Annotated in this window: 18 protein-coding genes; 9 read left to right on the forward strand and 9 right to left on the reverse strand. The window is 69.1% G+C overall.

Annotated features, from left to right (window positions below):
* Positions 1 to 500 precede the first annotated feature (500 nt).
* The 4 genes from CNO20_RS16885 to CNO20_RS16900 form a co-directional block, all read right to left on the reverse strand.
* Entirely contained in the window at positions 501 to 875 is a 375-nt protein-coding gene (locus CNO20_RS16885) for a YlbF/YmcA family competence regulator (RefSeq protein ID WP_101297295.1), read from the reverse strand.
* Positions 876 to 952: 77 nt separating this feature from the next.
* The gene (locus CNO20_RS16890) at positions 953 to 1615 is read right to left on the reverse strand and encodes an alpha/beta hydrolase (protein ID WP_101297296.1); all 663 of its coding nucleotides are present in this window, start codon (positions 1613 to 1615) and stop codon (positions 953 to 955) included.
* Between the two features lie 173 nt (positions 1616 to 1788).
* Positions 1789 to 3051 (reverse strand): divalent metal cation transporter, encoded by a 1263-nt coding sequence (locus CNO20_RS16895; protein WP_101297549.1) that lies wholly within the window; start codon positions 3049 to 3051, stop codon positions 1789 to 1791.
* Positions 3052 to 3223: 172 nt separating this feature from the next.
* On the reverse strand, positions 3224 to 3424 hold the full coding sequence (locus CNO20_RS16900) for a hypothetical protein (protein ID WP_101297297.1): 201 nt from the start codon (positions 3422 to 3424) through the stop codon (positions 3224 to 3226).
* 162 nt (positions 3425 to 3586) lie between these two features.
* On the opposite strand from CNO20_RS16900, the gene dph2 reads away from it, so the two are divergent.
* On the forward strand, positions 3587 to 4621 hold the full coding sequence (dph2, locus tag CNO20_RS16905) for a diphthamide biosynthesis enzyme Dph2 (RefSeq protein WP_101297298.1): 1035 nt from the start codon (positions 3587 to 3589) through the stop codon (positions 4619 to 4621).
* 43 nt (positions 4622 to 4664) lie between these two features.
* Here the strand turns inward: dph2 and CNO20_RS24140 are convergent, their stop codons facing one another.
* The 3 genes from CNO20_RS24140 to CNO20_RS16915 form a co-directional block, all read right to left on the reverse strand.
* On the reverse strand, positions 4665 to 4787 hold the full coding sequence (locus CNO20_RS24140) for a hypothetical protein (RefSeq protein WP_269844154.1): 123 nt from the start codon (positions 4785 to 4787) through the stop codon (positions 4665 to 4667).
* A gap of 90 nt (positions 4788 to 4877) precedes the next feature.
* Entirely contained in the window at positions 4878 to 5321 is a 444-nt protein-coding gene (locus CNO20_RS16910; RefSeq protein WP_101297299.1) for a TIGR00725 family protein, read from the reverse strand.
* Positions 5322 to 5397: 76 nt separating this feature from the next.
* Entirely contained in the window at positions 5398 to 6177 is a 780-nt protein-coding gene (locus CNO20_RS16915) for an SDR family NAD(P)-dependent oxidoreductase (protein ID WP_101297300.1), read from the reverse strand.
* Between the two features lie 97 nt (positions 6178 to 6274).
* On the opposite strand from CNO20_RS16915, the gene CNO20_RS16920 reads away from it, so the two are divergent.
* Complete coding sequence (locus CNO20_RS16920) at positions 6275 to 6562, forward strand: GYD domain-containing protein (protein ID WP_101297301.1); 288 nt, start codon at positions 6275 to 6277, stop codon at positions 6560 to 6562.
* Between the two features lie 71 nt (positions 6563 to 6633).
* On the opposite strand, the gene CNO20_RS16925 is transcribed toward CNO20_RS16920, so the two are convergent.
* Complete coding sequence (locus tag CNO20_RS16925) at positions 6634 to 7383, reverse strand: SIR2 family NAD-dependent protein deacylase (RefSeq protein WP_101297302.1); 750 nt, start codon at positions 7381 to 7383, stop codon at positions 6634 to 6636.
* A 423-nt stretch (positions 7384 to 7806) separates the two neighbouring features.
* Here CNO20_RS16925 and CNO20_RS16930 point away from each other — a divergent pair, with 423 nt between their 5' ends.
* The 6 genes from CNO20_RS16930 (at position 7807) to CNO20_RS16955 (ending at position 14846) form a co-directional block, all read left to right on the forward strand.
* Positions 7807 to 8640: an MBL fold metallo-hydrolase gene (locus CNO20_RS16930; protein ID WP_101297303.1), complete on the forward strand. Its 834-nt coding sequence runs from the start codon at positions 7807 to 7809 to the stop codon at positions 8638 to 8640.
* Between the two features lie 77 nt (positions 8641 to 8717).
* Positions 8718 to 10379, forward strand: coding sequence for an AAA family ATPase (locus CNO20_RS16935; protein WP_101297304.1), 1662 nt, complete (start codon positions 8718 to 8720; stop codon positions 10377 to 10379).
* A gap of 180 nt (positions 10380 to 10559) precedes the next feature.
* A complete protein-coding gene (locus CNO20_RS16940) occupies positions 10560 to 11456 on the forward strand; it encodes a phosphoribosyltransferase HisG-related protein (RefSeq protein WP_101297305.1) in 897 nt (298 codons plus the stop codon).
* A gap of 121 nt (positions 11457 to 11577) precedes the next feature.
* A complete protein-coding gene (locus CNO20_RS16945; protein ID WP_199174900.1) occupies positions 11578 to 12162 on the forward strand; it encodes an NUDIX hydrolase N-terminal domain-containing protein in 585 nt (194 codons plus the stop codon).
* 1216 nt (positions 12163 to 13378) lie between these two features.
* Complete coding sequence (locus CNO20_RS16950) at positions 13379 to 13765, forward strand: DUF5805 domain-containing protein (protein ID WP_101297307.1); 387 nt, start codon at positions 13379 to 13381, stop codon at positions 13763 to 13765.
* Positions 13755 to 14846, forward strand: coding sequence for a tyrosine-type recombinase/integrase (locus CNO20_RS16955; RefSeq protein ID WP_101297308.1), 1092 nt, complete (start codon positions 13755 to 13757; stop codon positions 14844 to 14846). Before CNO20_RS16950 ends, CNO20_RS16955 begins: the two co-directional genes overlap by 11 nt.
* Before the next feature lie 253 nt (positions 14847 to 15099).
* Here the strand turns inward: CNO20_RS16955 and CNO20_RS16960 are convergent, their stop codons facing one another.
* A complete protein-coding gene (locus CNO20_RS16960; protein ID WP_101297309.1) occupies positions 15100 to 16440 on the reverse strand; it encodes a transcriptional initiation protein Tat in 1341 nt (446 codons plus the stop codon).
* Positions 16441 to 16751: 311 nt separating this feature from the next.
* Between CNO20_RS16960 and CNO20_RS16965 the strand changes: the two genes are divergently transcribed.
* On the forward strand, positions 16752 to 18179 hold the full coding sequence (locus tag CNO20_RS16965) for an MATE family efflux transporter (RefSeq protein WP_101297310.1): 1428 nt from the start codon (positions 16752 to 16754) through the stop codon (positions 18177 to 18179).
* Positions 18180 to 18181: the final 2 nt, after the last annotated feature.

Raw genomic sequence — 18181 nt, forward strand, 5'->3', positions numbered from 1 at the left:
TCGACGCCGCTCCGGCTTCGAACAGCGGTCCGGATCGTCGGACGCGAGGGCTATTCGGCGGAAAAATCGAGCGGGCGATCGTCGGACGGGCGCTACGGTTCGACGGATACCATTCGATCCGACAGGATCCACGCGTGTTCGTTTCGCGGGTCGGAGATCAGCGCGAACAGCGTGCCGTCGATGACGCGTTCGGAGTACGTGTCTCGCAGGGAGGGTTCGTCGGTGGGGTTTGCGGGGTTCATATGCCTCTGTGAGTCTGTTTGCGAACTGTGCGGAGGGCGAGCGGAATCGTCCGTCCCGCGCCGAGGTTCGACGCGCGGCTGCCCCTCCCGCGGGAAAGACGGTTCGTCCGCCGATGATTCCTCGGTGAATCCGTTTGCGCGCGTACCTGGGGACGAGCGAATAAAAGGATTGTTACACGAGACTGGAAAGGTAATTATACCGCTGACCGTCGCGCGGAGCGGACGGTAACAGACGCCCGCGCTCTGGCCCGATTCGGGTCAGTCGTGACAGCAGCCGCCGGCCTCGCCGCCGAAATCGACCGCGAGGGGCTCCGAGATGGCCTCGTTGATCTCCGCCAGTCGTTCCTGCAGGACGTCCTGCGCCTCCAGGTACTCCTCCATGACGGGCAGCGCGTGCAGTTCCTGCTGGGCCCGCTGGACCTTTCGGAGCCCCTCCTGCGTCGCCTGCCCCGTCTGGCGGGCGACCATGAACTCCTGGCGGAGCTGTTCGAACTCCGAAATCCGCTCCTGGGCCTCCTCGTCGTTCTCGACGGCCTCCTTCGCCTCCTCGAACGCCCGGTGTTCGGGCGTCCCGGCGATCGCCTCGCCCAGTTCGCGGCCGAGGTCCTCAAGCGAGGTGGTTTCGACGCTCATACACCGGCTTGGGACCGGATTCGTTTAGGCCTGCCGGATAGGATCGGATCCGCCGTCACCGCGCCGCGGCGGCCGATTCACCCCTTCACCTGCCGCTCGACGAACGACACGAGGTCTCGAAGCTCGTCCGGACCGACGCCGTGGGCGGTCTCGTATGCGCCGAACTCCACGTCTGCGCCGAGCTCGCGCAGCCGCTCCGCCGCCGCCTCCGCGCGGTACGGCGGGATCACCTGATCGGCCGACCCGGCGGCGACGAACACCGGCTTCCCCCCGACGCCGTCCGGCGACAGATCCGCGTGCGACTCGGCGAGGTAGCCGTGGAGCGCGACGACCCAGGCGAATCTGTCGGGGTTCTCCAGGAGGAGCGAGAGGCTCACGATTGCTCCCTGGCTGAACCCCAGCAACCCGATCCGGTTGGCGTCGAGGTCGTACGCCTCGATCGCGGCGTCGACGGCCTCGGAGACGACGTCGAGGCTCCGGCGGAAGTCCTCGGCATCCGGCTGGCTCCTGTGCAACCCCCCGGCGGACATGTCCAGTTCGTACCACGTGTACCCGCCCATCAGCCGGTCGGGGGCACGGAGGCTGACCACGTGGAGGTCGTCGGGGAGCCGCCGAGCGACGGGGAGGAGGTCCTCCTCGTTCGCGCCGCGGCCGTGCAGTACGAAGACCGCGGGAGCCCGGCCGTCGGTCGGCGTCTCGGGTTCGACGTGGACGTGTTCGAGCGGGAGCGCGTCGCTCATGCGTCCGCGGTACGGGCGCCTCGCCTATACCCGTTTTCCGTCGTCTCGCTGGGCAGGGTTCCCAGCGTCGCCGTCAATCGCGCTCGTGCACCGCCTCCGCGGCGTGTCCTTCGACGAACGCCGCGACGGCCCCGTCAGGAGCGTCGTTCCCCGGAGCGGAAACGGCAGACCGGTCATCGATCCGCCGGATCGGGGGCCGACCCGCCCCCCGCCCACTCGCCCACGAACTTCGCCGCGAGGAGGGCCGTCGCCGCGGTCAGCGCCGCGGCGAACGCCACCACGAAGGCGGTCGTCGGATCGTCGACGCCCGAGGCCGCCCGCTCGCGGACGAACGACCCCGCCGTGACGGCGCTGACCGCGATCAGGGCGAGCCCGCCGACGTTCGCGAGCGCCGTCGGCGACCGCGGGACGGTCCCGGAGTCGTTCAGGAGGTAGAGGACGAGCGCGAGCGCGAACGGGGTGCCGACCAGCCCGAACGCGAGCACCAGCACCAAAAGCGGGAAGAAGGCCCCGCCGAGGAACGCGCCGCCCGCGCTGGCGAGGGCGACGGCGGCGAGGAGTCCCCGGTAGCGCGGGTCGGACCGGTCCGTCCCCCAGCCGAGCTTGTCCGCGAGGAGGTACGGCGGGACGACCGTGTTCCCGCCGAGCGTCGAGACCGCGGCGCCCCAGAGGCCGAGGAGAAACAGCCACTTCGCGTGCCCGCCGACGAGCGGGCCGAGCGCCTCCGCCGCGGCGGTCGCGGTCAGCGACCCGGCGTCGATCCCCGGCGCGTGGAGCGCGCCCGCCGCGACGAGGAAGATGGCGAGGCTGTAGGCGCCGAAGGCGACGAGCATCGACGCCCCGACGTCGGCGGTCGCCAGGCCGTAGTTCTCGCGGGTCCACCCCCGCGCCCGCACCGTGTAGGTGTGCATCGTGACGAGCGTGACGTGCACCGCCCCGCCGAGGATGCCCGCGGCGAGGAGCGCGCCGTCGACGCCCGCGGGGATCCGCGGGATCACTCCCGTCGCGGCCGCCCCGAAGTCGATCGGGACGACGGCGACCGAGAGCAGAAAGGCGAGCACGATCGCCGAAACCAGGAGCTTCGCACCCCACTCGACGACACGGTAGCCGCCGCCCGCCAGCCCCACCGCGAGGACGACCGCCCAGACGACGCCCCAGACGCGCGCGTCGACGCCCGTCACCGTCTCGCTCACGTCCGCGACGGTTTTCATGATGACCAGCTGCGCCAGCCCCGCGGCCAAGACGACGTCGATGACCAGCAGCCACGCCCAGCCGTCGCCGAGCCGGCGCTCGACGGTCGTCACGATCCCCTCCTCCGTCAGGAGGCCAAGCCGCATCGCGAGATACTGCGACAGCGCCCCCATGACCGCCGAGAGGACGACGACCCACAGGAGCGCGTACCCGAACGCCGCGCCGGCCGCGAGCAGGCTCGCCATCGTCGCCGGCCCCGCCGCGATGGCGCCGGCCACCCATCCCGGTCCCGTCTCGGAAACGAGCGCTCGGAGGCCGCCCCCGCTCGTCTCTCCCCGTGTCTCGGTCACGCGCGGTGATGCGCGACGGGCCGTGAAAACTGTTTCCACTCGGTGGTACTACCGCAGAATTAGCTACTCAGCCGACGCCGAGCACCTTCCCGCAGTTCTTGCACAGCCAGAGGTTCCGCTGGCCCGCGCCGAGTACGACCCTCGGGCGGTCGCCGGCGGACGACGGCTCCTCGAACGTCAGTTCTCGCACCGTTTCCCCCGGTTCGAGGTCCCCTTTCGACCCGATTTCGGCCCCGCAGTCCGGACAGGCGAGCGGTTCGTCGGACATGTCGGTCCGTACGACGGCCGCGGCGATAAGCCGGCGCCCTCCGTGCGACCCGGACGCACACCCGGCGCGAGAAGTCGCCGACCGGCGGTGCGAGAGGCCGCCGCCCCGAGGAGCCCCTCGGAAGCGCGCCTGTTAAACGTCCTGACCCGCAAAGACGAGCCAATGAGTCAGGACGCCTATTCTGAGGGGGATCTCCGGAAGACGGGGATGGCCCTCAAGCACGACCGGGAGTGGGACTACGAGCTGGAGCGGATCGTCGAGGCGATCGAGGAGCGCGACGCGAAGAAGGTCGGCCTCCAGTTCCCCGAGGGGCTGAAGCGCCGGGGCCCGGCCGTCGCGGACGACCTCCGCGCGCTCGTCGGCGACGACGTGACGTTCATGCTCTCCGGGCAGCCCTGCTACGGCGCGTGCGACCTCGACACGTACCTGATGCGACGGACGGACGTGTTCGTCCACTTCGGTCACTCGCCGATGAAGGAGTCGGACAAGATCATCTACGTCCCGCTGTTCTCGAACGTCGACCCCTTCCCGATCATGGAGGAGGCGCTGGACGAACTGGAGGAGGGTGACGTGGGGCTCGTGACGACGGCTCAGCACATGAACCGCTTCGAGGAGATGTACGACTGGCTGGAAGAGCGCGGGTTCGCCGTCCACACCCGCAGGGGCGACGACCGGCTCACCCACGAGGGACAGGTGCTCGGCTGCAACTACGCCAGCGCCGACGTCGACGCCGACCAGATCCTCTACGTGGGCGGCGGGAAGTTCCACCCGCTCGGCCTCGCGATGGAACACCCCGAGAAGACGGTCGTCATCGCCGACCCGGTCAACAACGTCGTCACGGTGGCGGACACGGAGAAGTTCATGAAGCAGCGCTACGCCGCGGTCCACCGGGCGATGGACGCCGAGAAGTGGGGCGTCATCTTCTGCACCAAGATCGGCCAGGGCCGGTGGGAGGTCGCCCAGGAGATCCTCGACGACAACGAGAACGCCTACCTCATCACGATGGACGAGGTGACCCCCGACCGCCTCCTGAACTTCGACATGGACGCGTTCGTCAACACCGGGTGTCCGCGCATCACGACCGACGACGGCCCGCGCTTCCGCAAGCCGATGCTGACGCCGGGGGAGTACCGGATCGCCGTCGGCGACGAACCGCTCGACTCGCTGTCGTTCGACACGTTCCACGGCACCTGGTAGGAGAGGGCGTACCTGATCGCCCCGTTTTGTTCTCCCGGTCCCGCTACCCGCCCAGAACCTCCGCCTCGATCCGGTATCGCTCGCCCTCGTACTCGACGACGTACGGTTCGCCCACCCCGAACGCCGGACGAACGCCGTTCGGCTCTTCAAGTCGGACGTCGGTCACTCCTTCTTCAAAGAAGGGAAGCGTATTTCGGAGACGACGGTCCCGGATCGCCGCCGGACGATCCGCCTCGCTTCCCGCGTCCGCCGCCGGTCAGCGACGGGCCGACTCCACGTACTCGACCGCCTCCTCGGGCGTCTCGACAGCCTCGACGCCCGCCGCGTCGTGCGTCCCGATCCCCGCGACCGGCCGATCGAACACGCCCGCGAAGCCGATCTCCGAGAGCGTCCCCGCCGCGCCGTCGATCGCGACGACCGCGTCGCCGTTCATGACGACGAGGGCGTTCCGCGCGTGGCCCAGCCCGGTGGCGATCGCCGTGTCGACGTAGCGGTTCGCGGCCGCGGGATCCTCGCCCGGGAGGATGCCGACGGTCTCGCCGCCGGCCTCCTTCGCCCCGCGACAGGCCGCCTCCATCACTCCGCCGAGACCCCCGCAGACGACCGTGTGACCGTGCTCGCCGAGCAACCGGCCGACCGCCGCGGCCGTCTCCGTCACCTCTCCCCGAACGCCGCCGCCGCCGATGACGCTCACGCGCATACCCGCCTCTCGCGGTCCACGGGAGACAACCGTTTCGGCTCCGGGAGATCGCCGCCGACCAGCCCGACGGCTCCGCTCACGCGTCGGGCGATTCCATCGCCCGCGGGACGCCCTGGGCCGTGATGGTTTCGCCCACGACGTACGACGAGGCGGGGCTGGCGAGGAACTGCGCGACATCGGCGATCTCCTCGCTCGTCCCGATCCGACGCTTCACCTCGTCGCGGTCGACCTCGTCGGCGGTGACGCCCATCTGCTGTTCGACCCCGGGCGTGGCGACGAACCCCGGCGCGATGCAGTTGACCCGGACGCCGCTGTCGGCCCACTCGTAGGCGAGGCTCGTCGTGAGGTTGATGATCCCCGCCTTGGCCGCCCCGTAGTGGCTCATGTACGGCGACCCCCGCTGGCCGGCGACGCTCGCGAGGTTGACGACGGTCCCGCCGCCGCTCTCTCGCATGCGTTCGCCGGCGACCTGCGTGCAGTGGTAGGTGCCGGTGAGGTTGCTGTCGACGATCGTCTCCCAGCCATTCGGCGAGATGTCCTCGAAGGAGGCCATGAACGACGCGCCCGCGTTGTTCACGAGCGCGTCGACGCCGCCGAACTCCTCGACGGTCGCCTCGACGAGCGCCTCGACCGCGTCGCGGTCGCGCACGTCGCACTCGACGGCGAGCGCGCGGCCGCCGCTCCCGTCGTCGGTTATCCCGTCGGCGACGGGATCGACGTTCTCCTGCTCACGGGAGCAGATCGCGACGTCCGCGCCGTCGGCGGCGAACCGCTCGGCGATGGCTCTGCCGATCCCGCTGGATGCGCCTGTAACCACGGCGGTCTGTCCCGCCACGCTGAACTGGTCCGTCGGCATGGCCGCACCCACGGACGGACGGGTTATAGTTTTGCGCGCGCGAAACTCACCCGCGACAGCCGCAACGGCTTTTGAAGTGTGCCCGCTAGGCCGACCCATGGGCACGTACTCGGCGCTGATCGACGTTCACGAGTCCGCCTTCCAGAACGTGCAGGACCTCGCGAGCGTCTGGGGCGACATACGGGCCGACGTCGAGGAACTCGGGGGAGAGCTCGTCGACGCGTACGCGATCCTCGGCGAGCGCGACTTCCTGGTGCTGTTCGAGGCCGAGAATCGGGATCAAGCGTTCAAAATCTCCGTCGCGCTCGGGCGGTACGGGTTCGACACCCAGACGATGGAGATCATCCCCGTCGACGACCTCGGCCGGCTGGTCGAAGACTTCTGAGGGACGGCGGACCCCCGCCGTCAGCCCGTCGCGCCGGCCGTCTTCGATTCCTCGCGGAGCACCCTCGTCCGTCAACCGCGGAGCTCCGCAGAAAGCGCGGGCAGGACCTCGGTCGCGTCCGCGCGGAACTCGAAGTCGGCACGGTCGCTGCAGGGCGTCTCCTCCAGATTGACGAGCACGAGCGTTCCGTCCGCGGCGGCGAGCCTAGGCAGCGACGCGGCGGGCTCGACGGTGAGCGACGATCCGACGGCGAGGAACACGTCGCTGTCGGCCGCGAGCCGCCGCGCCTCGGCGAGCACCCCCTCCGGGAGCATCTCGCCGAACAGCACCACGTCGGGCTTGTAGACGCCCCCGCACTCGCAGCGCGGCGGGAGCTCCCCATCGCGGACGCGTTCGCGGATCGGCTCGGCGTCCTCGCGGCTTCCGCAGCCGCGACAGACGACGCGCGCGTTGCTCCCGTGCAGTTCGAGGACGCGCTCGCTCCCCGCGGCGGCGTGCAGTCCGTCGGTGTTCTGCGTGACGACGGCGTCGAGGTGGCCTTCGTCTTCGAGCCGCGCCAGCGCCTCGTGGGCGGCGTTCGGCTCGACCTCGCCCGGGAACATCGCCTCGTGGAGCCGCAGCCGGTCGCGCCAGAAGCCCGACGGATCCGCTTCGAACCGACCGACCCGGAAATCGTCCGGGTCGAACTCCGTCCGCCAGATCCCGTCCTCGCCCCGGAAGCTCGGGACGCCCGAGGCGGTGCTCACCCCCGCGCCGGTGAACGCGACGGCCGTGTCGGCCGCCGCGAGCGCGCCCGCTACCCGTCGGAGTTCGTCGTCCATGTCCCATCGATGGTTCCGGGACGGAAAAAAGCGCGTGGAGTCGGGAGCGGACGTTCCCGTTCGACCGCTCCTCGCCCGACTCGACGCCCCCTCGGTCGACATTCTCCCCCCACCGACGACTCTTCCCCCACCGACGACGCTCTCCCTCCGACGCGTCGGTCCCTACCGGCGCTTCGAAACGCCGAAACCGCCGGTCAGCCGCCCTTTCGGCCTCGGCGTCGCCAGTCGGATGAACCGTAACATCTCCGCGTAGTCCGCGCTCGGACTGTCGCTGCGGCTCCCTCCCATAGTGTCACACGCCACGGCGGCGAGGAGGGTCTATGTTCTGCCTGCTCATTACGGGTGGCGTCTATCCGCCCCCGCAGTCCCGCAGCGCCGGCCGACTCCACAACGTTTAGACCGTCCGCGCGCGCACGGGGTGGTATGACAGTCAGTGACTGGGGCGACTGGCTCCCGCGCGCCGTCGAAGACGCCGACCCGGACACCGTCGCGATCTGGTATCTCGGCTGCAACGGTTTCGTACTCAAGGGCGGGGAGGGCACGACGCTCTTCTTCGACCCCTACGTCGGCACCGGCGACCCGCCGCGGACCGTCCGGATGGTTCCGGTCCCGTTCGATCCCGAGGACGTCGAGGTGGCCGACGCGATCCTGGCGACGCACGAGCACGTGGACCACACTCACGGTCCCAGCCAGGCGCCGATCCTGGCGAACACCGGCGCGACGTTCTACGCGCCGGACGACAGCCTCGCGGTCGCGCGCGAGGAGGAACGCTGGACCGAAAACTGGGACGTGACGGACGACCAGTTCGAGGAGGTCGAGGAGGGCGACGCCGTCGAGATCGGCGAGTTCACCGTCCGCGTCGAGCCGGCGCACGACCCCGATTCGACGCACCCCGTGAGCTACGTCGTAGAGCACGAGTCCGGGACGTTCTTCCACGGCGGGGACACGAAGCCCGCGGCGGAGTTCGAGAGGCTCGGCGACCGCTACGACATCGACCTCGGCGTGCTGGCGTTCGGAGCGATCGGCAACATTCCGGACAAGGAAACCGGCGACCCGGTCCGGACGAAGTGGTACTCGACGGAGAACGAGATCGTGAAGGCGGCGAGCGACCTCGAACTCGACCGCCTGCTCCCCAGCCACTGGGACATGTGGAAGGGAATGACAGCCGACCCGAAGGCCCTCCACAACCACGCACGGAGCTACGAGTACCCCAGGGCGCTCGAAATCGTCGAGATCGGTGACAGGGTGGACCTGTAGGGTAAATTCTACGACAGTTCAAAATTCTGGTTATATCGTCCGTTTGATTTATGTAGTGAGTGCGGGATGTGTTCCCCATGAGTCAGGGCCCTGACCCGGACGAGGTGGTCACCGTCTCCGACGAAGGGGTGACGGTGGAGAAGACGTTCGTCGCGGACGAGTTCCCCGTGCCGGCGGTCGCGTTCACGATCCGCTCGGAGCGATCGGAGCCGGTCGACGTCCGCGTGACCGACGCGATCCCCGAGTCGTTCCCGATGGAGCACGTGGGCTTTCACCCCGACTTCGAGAACGACAACTGGACGGCGTACACGGACCACCGCGTCGAGTACAGCCGCACGCTCGAACCCGGCGAGTCGGTGCGGACGGTTTACGGCGTCCGCCTCGACGACCCGGCCGAGGGCGCGTCGTTTCTCGGCGAGCCGTCCGTCGAACGAATCGTCGACGACGGGGCCAGCGAGGGGGTCGACGGGGCCGAATCGGTCGAGGACGTCCTCGGCGAGGATCGAACGCAGGTCGTCAGGGAGGCGCTCGCCGGCGACCGAGACGGCTCACCCGCCGCGGCGTCCGCGATCCCCGGCCTCAGCGATTCGACCGACTCCGACGCCGCGAACCGCGCGGACGCGGCGGATCCGCTCGGGGCGGCCGACTCGCTCGACGGCGCCCCGGACGCGACTGACGACGACCCCTCGGACGTGACTGACGACGGCGGATCCGCCGACGCGGACCCGATCGAACTGCCGCTCGACGATCCGCTCGCGGGCGTCGACGCCGGTGTAGACGCCGACGTCGGGACGGACGGCGATGCTGCGACGGATGGCGATGCCGGGACGGATGGCGACGTCGGAACCGACGAGGCCGGCGGCGTCAGCGAGACGGACCCGTCCGTCGACGTCGATTCCGACGACGGCTCGGACGTCGAGGAACTCGTGCTCGAAACCCCGGCCGACGAGGCCGAGTCGCCGGTCGACACCTCGGCCGAGGGCGGCGAGGCGTCGGGGGGCGAGACCCCCACGCCACGCGAGCTCTCCACGGACGCGGTACCGGCCGTCACTTCCCGCGGTGCCGACGAGGCCGACGCGTCCGGCGGGATCGCCGCCGCGCTCGCGGCGGAGATCCGCGAGGATCGGGTCGACGCCGCCGACCTCGCGCTCTTGAAGCGCGAACTCGACGCGGGGGACGTCGACGCCGACGGTTCGTCCCCGCCCGAGCGCGTTCCCGCCAGCGTCGACGCCCGCATCCGACACCTCCAGTCGAAGATGGACGACCTGGAGGCGTACAGCGACGCGCTCGCGGAGTTCCTCGACGAGGAGGGGACCGGCGCGGAGGCGATCGCCGACCTGCGCGAGCGCGTCGAGGCCCTGGCGGCGACGGTGGACGGCCTCTCCGCCGAACTCGGCGACGGCGACGTCCGGGAGGAGGTCGAACGGCTCGACGGCGAAGTGGCGACCCTGGAGGCCGCGACCGAGACGAACGCGGAGGCGTTCGAGCGGCTCGACGACGAGATGGGAGACGTGCGCGCGGACATCGCCGACCTCGACGCCGATCTCGTCGGCGCGAACGAGGACCTCCGCGAGGAACTCGCGGCGATCCGGGACGAACAGGCCACGGTCCGCGAGGAACTCGCGGCGACCCGCGAAGAGGGAGAGAGAGTCCGCGAGGAGCTCGACGCGATCGAGGGGGAACTCGAGGAGTTCCGCGAGTTCCGGTCGAGCCTCGGAAACCTGTTCGGGGGTGCCTGATCGGGAGTCTCGGTTCGGGGGACCGGGCCGGAGCGGGTGGCTCGGACGGCCGCACGCCGACCGTCACGCGCGGTCGTCGGACCCGAACGAAGATCGCGAATTGCTACCGAACGACGCGCTCCGGCCCGCGAAACTGCGGAAAGCGCAATCGGTTTAGCGTCGGACGCCCTCGGTCCGGTAATGACCCAGACGGTCTGCGTCGCCGTGCCCCGCAAGGGGCGTCCACTCGAAGCGGTCCTCGAACGCCTCGCCACGGGCGCGGGCGTCCACGACCTCGCAGACGACATCTCCTCGACCCTCCGCTACGAGAAGGCCGTCACCAAGGGACGACAGCGTCCCGATCGGGACGTCTACGAGCGGCTCGCCGACTACAGCGACCTGTCGGATCCGACCGCGCCGGAGTACACGCTGCTCCGCGACGACCGCGACGGCAAACCCCGGCGCATCGTCTTCGACAGCGTCGAAATCTCCGTCGACGGCGTCGACGTCCGCCTCGTCGGGCGCGAGGAGCCGTTCCGCGCGCTCCGCACCCACGAGTTCGCCCTCGGTTTCGACAGCGCCGACCTCGTCCTGGAGGAGGTCGTCTCGCTCCGCCCCGACGGAATCGGCGGCCTGGGCGACGTCAACGCCCGGATCGACCCCCGCGACACCGACGTCCGGGTCGTCACCGGCCTCGGCGACACCGTCTACCACACGCTGATGGCCACCCCCGAGATCCTGCCGCCCGGAAGCGACCTCTGTCGCGACTTCGTCGCCGACTACGAGGGCGAGCTCTGCATCTCGCCGCGGTACGAGCGGCTGGTCGAGGCGGTGCTCGGAACGGAAGCCCTCGACGGGATCGAGTTCACCTACCCGCCGGCCGGCGCGGAGGAGGAAGCCGCCATCGCCCAGACGGGGCTCGGCGTCTACCTCACGGTGACGGGGTCGACCGCGCGGGAACACGGGATGGTGCTCGGCGAGCACCTGTTCCCGAGCGAAACCGTGTTGATGGAGAACGCCGCCGAGACGGGTCAGGCGACGGAGCGGCTGAAGTCGCTTCTCACCCGCCAACCGCTGGAGACGGCGATCGAGGTCTGACTCGCGCTGACCCTCTGGCCCGCCCCGATCCGCGCCGATCCACGCCGATTCACCCCGTTTCGCCCCCGTTCGGTCGAACTCCGGCGGGAGAGTTATGTGGCGCGGGGGAGGTGCATCCACCGTGTCGCTCGACGCTCTTCCCCTGCTCGACGAACTCCGGATCCTGGCGACGAACGGGCTCCGGTACGCCGACAATCCGTACGACGAGGAGCGGTACGAACGAATACTGGAGCTGGTCTGTACGTACTACGGCGAAGCGCTCTCCGTGCCGCCGGACGAGGTCAGACGGCGGTTCGCCGCCGAACTGGGTCACGTCACGCCGAAGGTGGGCGCGGAAGCGGCGATCTTCGACGACGAGGGCCGAATCCTGCTGATGAAGCGCGCGGACGACGGGAAGTGGTGCCTCCCCTGCGGGTGGGTCGAGCCGGGCGAATCCCCCCGGGAGACGACCGTCAGGGAAACCAGGGAGGAGACGGGGCTGACGGTGGAAACGAGAGCGCTCGTCGACGTGTACCACCTGCCGCCCGGCGCGACGTTCGGCCCGCACGGACAGATAGCCGTGTCGTACCTCTGCGAGCGCGTCGGCGGTGAACTGCGGCTCTCCCACGAAGGCGAGGCGCTGAAGTACCACGAAATCGAGGGCGTGTCCGACTGGCACAAGAATCACCGCGAGTTCGCCCTCGACGCGGCGAGCGCGAGGAAGTGAATCCCGAGAATGTACAGACTTGGGTGCTGGCCAGTTACCACCTCTTCGAGCCTGAACGCCTAACCCGCTAATCCGCGAATCCGATAACGTTAGCAAACTATCGGCTCGTAGAACGGTACACAGTCAGGCCAGGACGGCCGAGGGGACCGGTATGGATATAGCGATATGAGATTCATCCGTCGTCACCGGAACGCGATACGCCCCCGATTCCAGCGCCGAGATCCGACGGGGACGGTCGCGGACGCCGACGAACCCCCGCGAGTCGGTCGTAACGAGAGGGGTCTGTCGAACACCGGCGAGTCGAAGACACCCTTCCGACACTCGATTTTGGTTTCGATCGACGATGGAGGGCGGGGACCAGCGTCTCCTCTCTCGCCCCGCTCGGTTCCGCCGCGGACTTCCGGCCGCTCTCGACGCGAGGGGAGCGCGTCGACGATTCGAACGGCGCCGCAGCGGGAGAGTCGTTTCGAACGCCCCGCTCCAGACGTCGGCAACGTTCCCGCCCTCGGCGCGACGCGGTTCGTTCGGCGCAACACGCCGACTGCTCGCACGAACCGTCCGTCCGTCGGCGCAAACCGATGTCGGAGAGTCCCGACGCGACCCTTCGGCGGTCAACGGCCCGCGTCGGCCGTTTTCCGGCGCGCGAGATCGTCTACCACTTCACGCCGACCCCTTCAGCGCTCTCGTCGCCCGCGATTCGTCGCGCCTGAAAACTCCCGGTCGCGCGTGGACTTCGCCCCACACGTACCCGGACCGTCGTGACCGTTCACCTGGCCCCTCCCGCTTCGCCTCCGATCTCTCGGTTCACCGTTCGTTGGCGCAGCCCTTCCGCGGACGGGTAATCGCGGCGGCGGTACGGCGGCGGTACGGCGCCACAACGGCGCGCGGCGAACAAGTTCGCCGCGCCGAACCGTCCGCTACGGTGGACGATTGGGGTCGAACCGATTGGCCGAAAACTGTCATCTATCGCTCGGTCGAGTTTCCCCTCTCTCGTCGCCGACCGTGGCTCGTTCCGAACCGGGAACGAGCGAGCCGGACGCACGAGCGACGGCGAATTTTTATCCGAAATCCTATGCCTATACTGGCGAATTTACAGTGCTAAATTCCGGCATATTCTACTATTCCGCGCCGAGAGATGGTCCCACGAGGAGGTATAAGGTTACTTATCCGGGCTCGTAGGCATAGTTTGATAATCCTCGCCCGAGAGACAGTCACCATGGCCGACGCGGACGAGACGGAACTGACCGCGGTCAAAACGTACGTGCCGACGTATCAGAAGGCGGCGTGGAAGGAGCACGCCGACCGACTCGACATGAGCCAGAGCGAGTTTCTCAGGACGATGGTGCAGGCGGGGAGACGGGGATTCGAGCTCGACCCCGCGGAGGGCCGTTCTGAGCACGCAACCCCTGGGGGTGAGGGACTCGAAGACCGGGTTCTCGCGATCCTCTCCGAACGCGGAGCGCTCTCGTGGGACGAGTTGGTCGACGCGCTCTCGGGAGACCTCGAAGATCGGCTGGACGAGGCGCTCTCCCGGCTCCAGGACGAAAACCGGCTTCGGTACAGCGGCCGCGACGGGGGGTACGTTCGGACCGATGGCAACTAACGCGGCCGCGCCCGACGACCCGGACGATCCAGTCGCGTACTTCATCGAGGACCTCACCTACCACGGGAAGACGGAGCGAACGCGCGCGTTCTACGAGCGGGTGCTCCGTCGGTTCGAGGCGTTCCTCGCGGACGCGGAGCGCAATCCGGCCGGCCGGTCCGTCGCCCCCGGGGAGGCGACCCACCGCGACTGCATGGCGTGGATCCACTCGCTCCGCGGCGCCGTCGCGGAGAGCACGATCGCCACCTACGCCGCGTACCTCCACCGGTTTTACGCCTACATGACGCAGGTCGGCGTGTTCGACTCGAATCCGATGGCGCTCGTGATGGAGGAGATGGACGAGTCGATCAACAAGGATCCGACGCGTCGGGAGATCGACGTGCCGTCGATGCGCGCGTTCGTCGCCGAAATCCCCCATCCGCTGGACCGCGCCGTCGTCGTGACGCTCCTCAAGACGGGGATGCGGGTCGGCGAGCTGTGTAACCTCGACCTGCGGGACGTCCGACTCGCCGACGAGCGCGTCGAACGGGCGTACGGCCCCGACGGCGGCGTCGCCCCGGCGGTCGCGCTCGGCCGCCATCCGCAGCTCGACGGCCGCCCCGACTCCCTGTACGTCTCGCCGGACCCGACGCGCGGCGCGGTCGTCAACGGGGAACGCCGGACGGCCTCGAACAAGCGAAAGCGGGCGACGGTGATCCCCGTCGACGCGGAGCTCAAGCGCGCGCTCGTCCGCTGGCTGGCCGTCCGTCCCGACGCCGCGTCGCCGGCCGAACCGCTGTTCGTCGCCACCCGCGACGGGTGGGGAGAGCGCCTCACCCCCGAGTCGGTCAGGCACGCCGTCGAGGGCTACGCCCGCGAGTTCGGCTGGTACCGCACGGGCGGCGGCGCGGAGGAGAACGTGACGCCGCACTACTTCCGGCACTTCTTCACGACCCACCTCCGGGATCGAACGGGCGATCGGGGGATCGTGAAGTACCTTCGCGGGGACGTCGCCGAGGACATCATCGACACGTACACCCACAACTGGGGTGACAACGTGCGCGAGACGTACGAGGCGAACATCTACTCGCTCTTCGACTGAGTTCCTTGTACCGTTCTCCAATGGTCGTCCGGCACCTCGTCGCGTCGGCGGCGGATGTATTCTATATCGCTATATCGATTGGCGGCCGTCGCATCCTACCCGATTCCGGCAGTCACGCAACTCGTTCCCCTCCGGCACCGACTTCTGAGCCGGCCGCGCTCCGAATCGGCGAGTGAGACGGGTGCGGCCGATGATATCGGTCTGCCCGCTCGCGGCGGCCGGAACGTCGAAAAGACCGCGTCGTTCCGTCGCGTTACTGCGAACCGCCGAGTATCGCGCCGAGCACGCCCCCGAGTTCCCGCATCTGGCCGGTACCGACGAGGTAGTACGTCGCGGCCTCCACGCGGTCTCGCCACGCTGGCCCGTCTTCCCGACTCCGACCGCTTCCGACGCCGACGTCGCCCGCCCGGATCCGGTCGGACGCTTCCTGCGCGAGGACGCCGGCGAGCGGCGAATCGTGCTCCGCCCGAACCGCTCGGAACGTTCGAACGGCGCGCCGCTTCTCGCGGAACGCGCGGCCGGAATCGTAGTCCGCGTCGTCCGGCGACACGCCGAGCTCCGAGAGCGCGAACGCGTGCGCCCGGCGCGCGAGGAGCGCCCGAGCGACCTCGACGACGCGCTGGACGGTGTGCCCCCGTCGATAGCCGCCCTCCTCGAACCCGAACCGGAAGCTGTCGTCGTAACAGAGCGTCAGGAGTTCCCACCGGGCCGCCCCATACGGGGTCTCCTGTGCGAGTTCGAGTTCCTCGTCGATCTTCCTTCGGAGTTCGTCGCGCGTCGGGAACTCGTTCACCGCGTCCGTGAGCGCGACCAGCGCGTCGTCCAGCGCGTTCGCGTGGGGGCGGGCGCCGTCGCCGAGATTCTCGCGGTACAGGTCGCGGTGGTAGCGGGCGTTCCGGAGCCGCTGTTCGGCTTGAACGTGCGATCCCCACGTGGCCGCCACGTCGCGTTCGGAGTATTCGTCCGGGTCGTCGGCGCCGCCGGTGTACGTCCCCGAACGGTGCGAGTCCAACCGTGCGAGCGAGAGTTCGCGCTCCGCAAACCAGAGGTGCGCGAGGTCTCGGGCCGGGTCGGAGATGCGGTAGTTCCCCAGGGAATCGAGAACGCCGTCCGCCGCCGTCCGGAGCCGGTCGCCGCGTTCGACGAGCGCCTCCGGGTCCGTCTCGTCCAGCGCGACCTTCGCGTAGCCGACGGCCTCGCCGGCAAACTGCATCCCGTACGTCGCGGCGAACAGCCGCTCCCACGGATCGGACTCGTCTCTCGCCGACTGCAACCAGCCGCCGGAGGGGTCGCTACGGTCGAGGTGGAACGCGAGGTCCTCAGGGAGGGAGCCCACGTCGACTCGTCTTCGAAGGGCTGTCGCTCGCTGGACCGTCTCTTCGAGGAGGGCGACCGCCTTGTCGGCGTGCGCGTCGGACATCGCCGGACGCCAGGCGTGAGCGGGCGGTTCGGGGTAGATACTCAGGAGGGCGTCCGTCACGGGGTCCGGAAGCCACGTCGGCGCGTACAGGCCGGTGCCGAGGGAACCGACGCCGAGACCGACTCCGGTGCCGACGAGGAGGTTCCGGCGCGTGAACGGGATGTCGGGGACCATGCGCCGTCGTTCGGGTTCCCGGCCTCATAAACGTATCTACGAGGTGAACACTTCGGATCAGGACACTGATCGGAGGTTGTGTCGTTCGCCGTCGTCCTCTTCCACCGCCATCAAACTCTCATATCGGATGAAACCAATAGTAATGAAACTATTTCTCGAACCCAAGAATGACGCTCTCATCTGTATTTCACCGTCTAAAAACGAATCGCGCCCGAATCTAATATCTCTTTCAATTTTCAGTAATTCATTAATTTCCTCTACTTTCTACCCGAAAGGATATAAGCGCACCTGTCGAACGGCCAGTCAGTCTTGTGCGAGCGAAATCACACAATCCGATACGGTGGGCGCTGCTGACCGTCGGCTGCGTCCTGGCGCGTCTGCGTCTCATCAACCGGCGGCGCGTCTGCCACACGACGCGGCTGGCGTGGCCGCGCATCGTCACCGGACTCGCGCGCGTGTCGAAGTCGGCGGTCGACATCGCGATGGTCGGGGTCGCGTTCGGACCGGCGGCGATCGCCGGCGTCGGCTTCGCCTCCCCCCTCTGGGGGATCGCGTTCGCTATCGGGGAGGGGATCGCCGACAGCGCCGTCGGTCTCGTCGCGGCGCGCTACGGCGCAGAACGGTACGACGATCTCGACGCGGCGGTGAAGATGAGCGCGCTCGTCGCGGGCGTCGTCACGTTCCCGTTCGCCGCGCTCGTCTGGGTGTTCCCGCGTCCCCTGCTCTCGATCGTCACCTCCGACCCGCAGACGATCGCCTACGGGGCGACGTACCTCCGGATCCTGAGCTTCGGGATCCCCTTCGCCATCCTGAACCTGATCGCGAGTCGGACGCTCGTGGGCGCGGGCGACGCGCGGTCTCCGATGGTGCTTCGCGCGGGCGGGGCGCTCGTGAACATCGTCATCACCGCCGCGCTCATCTTCGGGCTCGGATTCGGCGTCGGAGGTGCGGCGGCGGGGACGGTGTTGGCGAGCGTCGCGGTGACCGTCGCGTTCGCCTGGGGGTTCATCACGGGGGAGCTTCCCTACGTCGGACAGTTCCCGATCACGCTCACCGTCACCGGCCCGTACCTGGACCGCCGGCTGATGCGGCAGCTCGTCGAAATCGGGGCGCCGGTCGCCCTGACGAACGCCGCGCGGACCGGCGGACAGATCCCGCTTCTCGCGATCGTCGGGCTGTTCGGACCGAACGTCGCCGCCGCGTTCGTCGTCGCCCAGCGCGTCCGGGCGCTGATGGACACGCCCGGCTGGGGGTTCAGCCTGGCTTCGAGCAGCCTCGTCGGGCGTGCGCTCGGCGCCGGCGCCGAGCGCACGGCAGAGGGGTACGCGCGCGACGTGTTCCGCTTCGCGCTCGTCGTCTACCTGCTCACGGCGCTCGTCGTCGTCGCCCTGTCGCCCCTCATCCAGCCGACGCCCGTCGACGATCCGGGCGCGCTCCCGTTCGTGGACGACTTCATCCACACGGCCTGCGTGAGCGTCGTCTTCTACGGCGTGACCGGGAGCGCGTCGGGACCGCTCCTGGCGAGCGGAGACACGCGGTGGCCGCTGTACGGGCAGGCGCTCGGGCTGTACGTCTTCGCCCTCCCGGCCGCCTACCTCGGGGCCGTGACCCCACTCGGCGTCGCCGGGATCTGTCTCGCGCTCGTCGCCGAGACGCTCGTCCCCGCGCTCGTGACGTACCACCGGTTCAACACCGGGCGGTGGAAGGCGATCAGCCGATTGTACCGACCGGTCGACTGACG

The organism is Halegenticoccus soli (assembly GCF_002844195.1).
In the GTDB taxonomy this organism is placed as follows: domain Archaea; phylum Halobacteriota; class Halobacteria; order Halobacteriales; family Haloferacaceae; genus Halegenticoccus; species Halegenticoccus soli.

Bases quoted from the DNA above. Each gene is read 5' to 3' on its own strand.
- CNO20_RS16900 (WP_101297297.1), bottom strand. From the start codon at position 3,424: ATGTCCGACGAACCGCTCGCCTGTCCGGACTGCGGGGCCGAAATCGGG.
- CNO20_RS16895 (WP_101297549.1), bottom strand. From the start codon at position 3,051: ATGGCGAGCCTGCTCGCGGCCGGCGCGGCGTTCGGGTACGCGCTCCTG.
- CNO20_RS16955 (WP_101297308.1), top strand. From the start codon at position 13,755: ATGGCAACTAACGCGGCCGCGCCCGACGACCCGGACGATCCAGTCGCG.
- CNO20_RS16915 (WP_101297300.1), bottom strand. From the start codon at position 6,177: ATGCCGACGGACCAGTTCAGCGTGGCGGGACAGACCGCCGTGGTTACA.
- CNO20_RS16960 (WP_101297309.1), bottom strand. From the start codon at position 16,440: ATGGTCCCCGACATCCCGTTCACGCGCCGGAACCTCCTCGTCGGCACC.
- CNO20_RS16935 (WP_101297304.1), top strand. From the start codon at position 8,718: ATGAGTCAGGGCCCTGACCCGGACGAGGTGGTCACCGTCTCCGACGAA.
- CNO20_RS16920 (WP_101297301.1), top strand. From the start codon at position 6,275: ATGGGCACGTACTCGGCGCTGATCGACGTTCACGAGTCCGCCTTCCAG.
- CNO20_RS16925 (WP_101297302.1), bottom strand. From the start codon at position 7,383: ATGGACGACGAACTCCGACGGGTAGCGGGCGCGCTCGCGGCGGCCGAC.
- CNO20_RS16930 (WP_101297303.1), top strand. From the start codon at position 7,807: ATGACAGTCAGTGACTGGGGCGACTGGCTCCCGCGCGCCGTCGAAGAC.
- CNO20_RS16890 (WP_101297296.1), bottom strand. From the start codon at position 1,615: ATGAGCGACGCGCTCCCGCTCGAACACGTCCACGTCGAACCCGAGACG.
- CNO20_RS16885 (WP_101297295.1), bottom strand. From the start codon at position 875: ATGAGCGTCGAAACCACCTCGCTTGAGGACCTCGGCCGCGAACTGGGC.
- CNO20_RS16950 (WP_101297307.1), top strand. From the start codon at position 13,379: ATGGCCGACGCGGACGAGACGGAACTGACCGCGGTCAAAACGTACGTG.
- dph2 (WP_101297298.1), top strand. From the start codon at position 3,587: ATGAGTCAGGACGCCTATTCTGAGGGGGATCTCCGGAAGACGGGGATG.
- CNO20_RS16940 (WP_101297305.1), top strand. From the start codon at position 10,560: ATGACCCAGACGGTCTGCGTCGCCGTGCCCCGCAAGGGGCGTCCACTC.
- CNO20_RS16910 (WP_101297299.1), bottom strand. From the start codon at position 5,321: ATGCGCGTGAGCGTCATCGGCGGCGGCGGCGTTCGGGGAGAGGTGACG.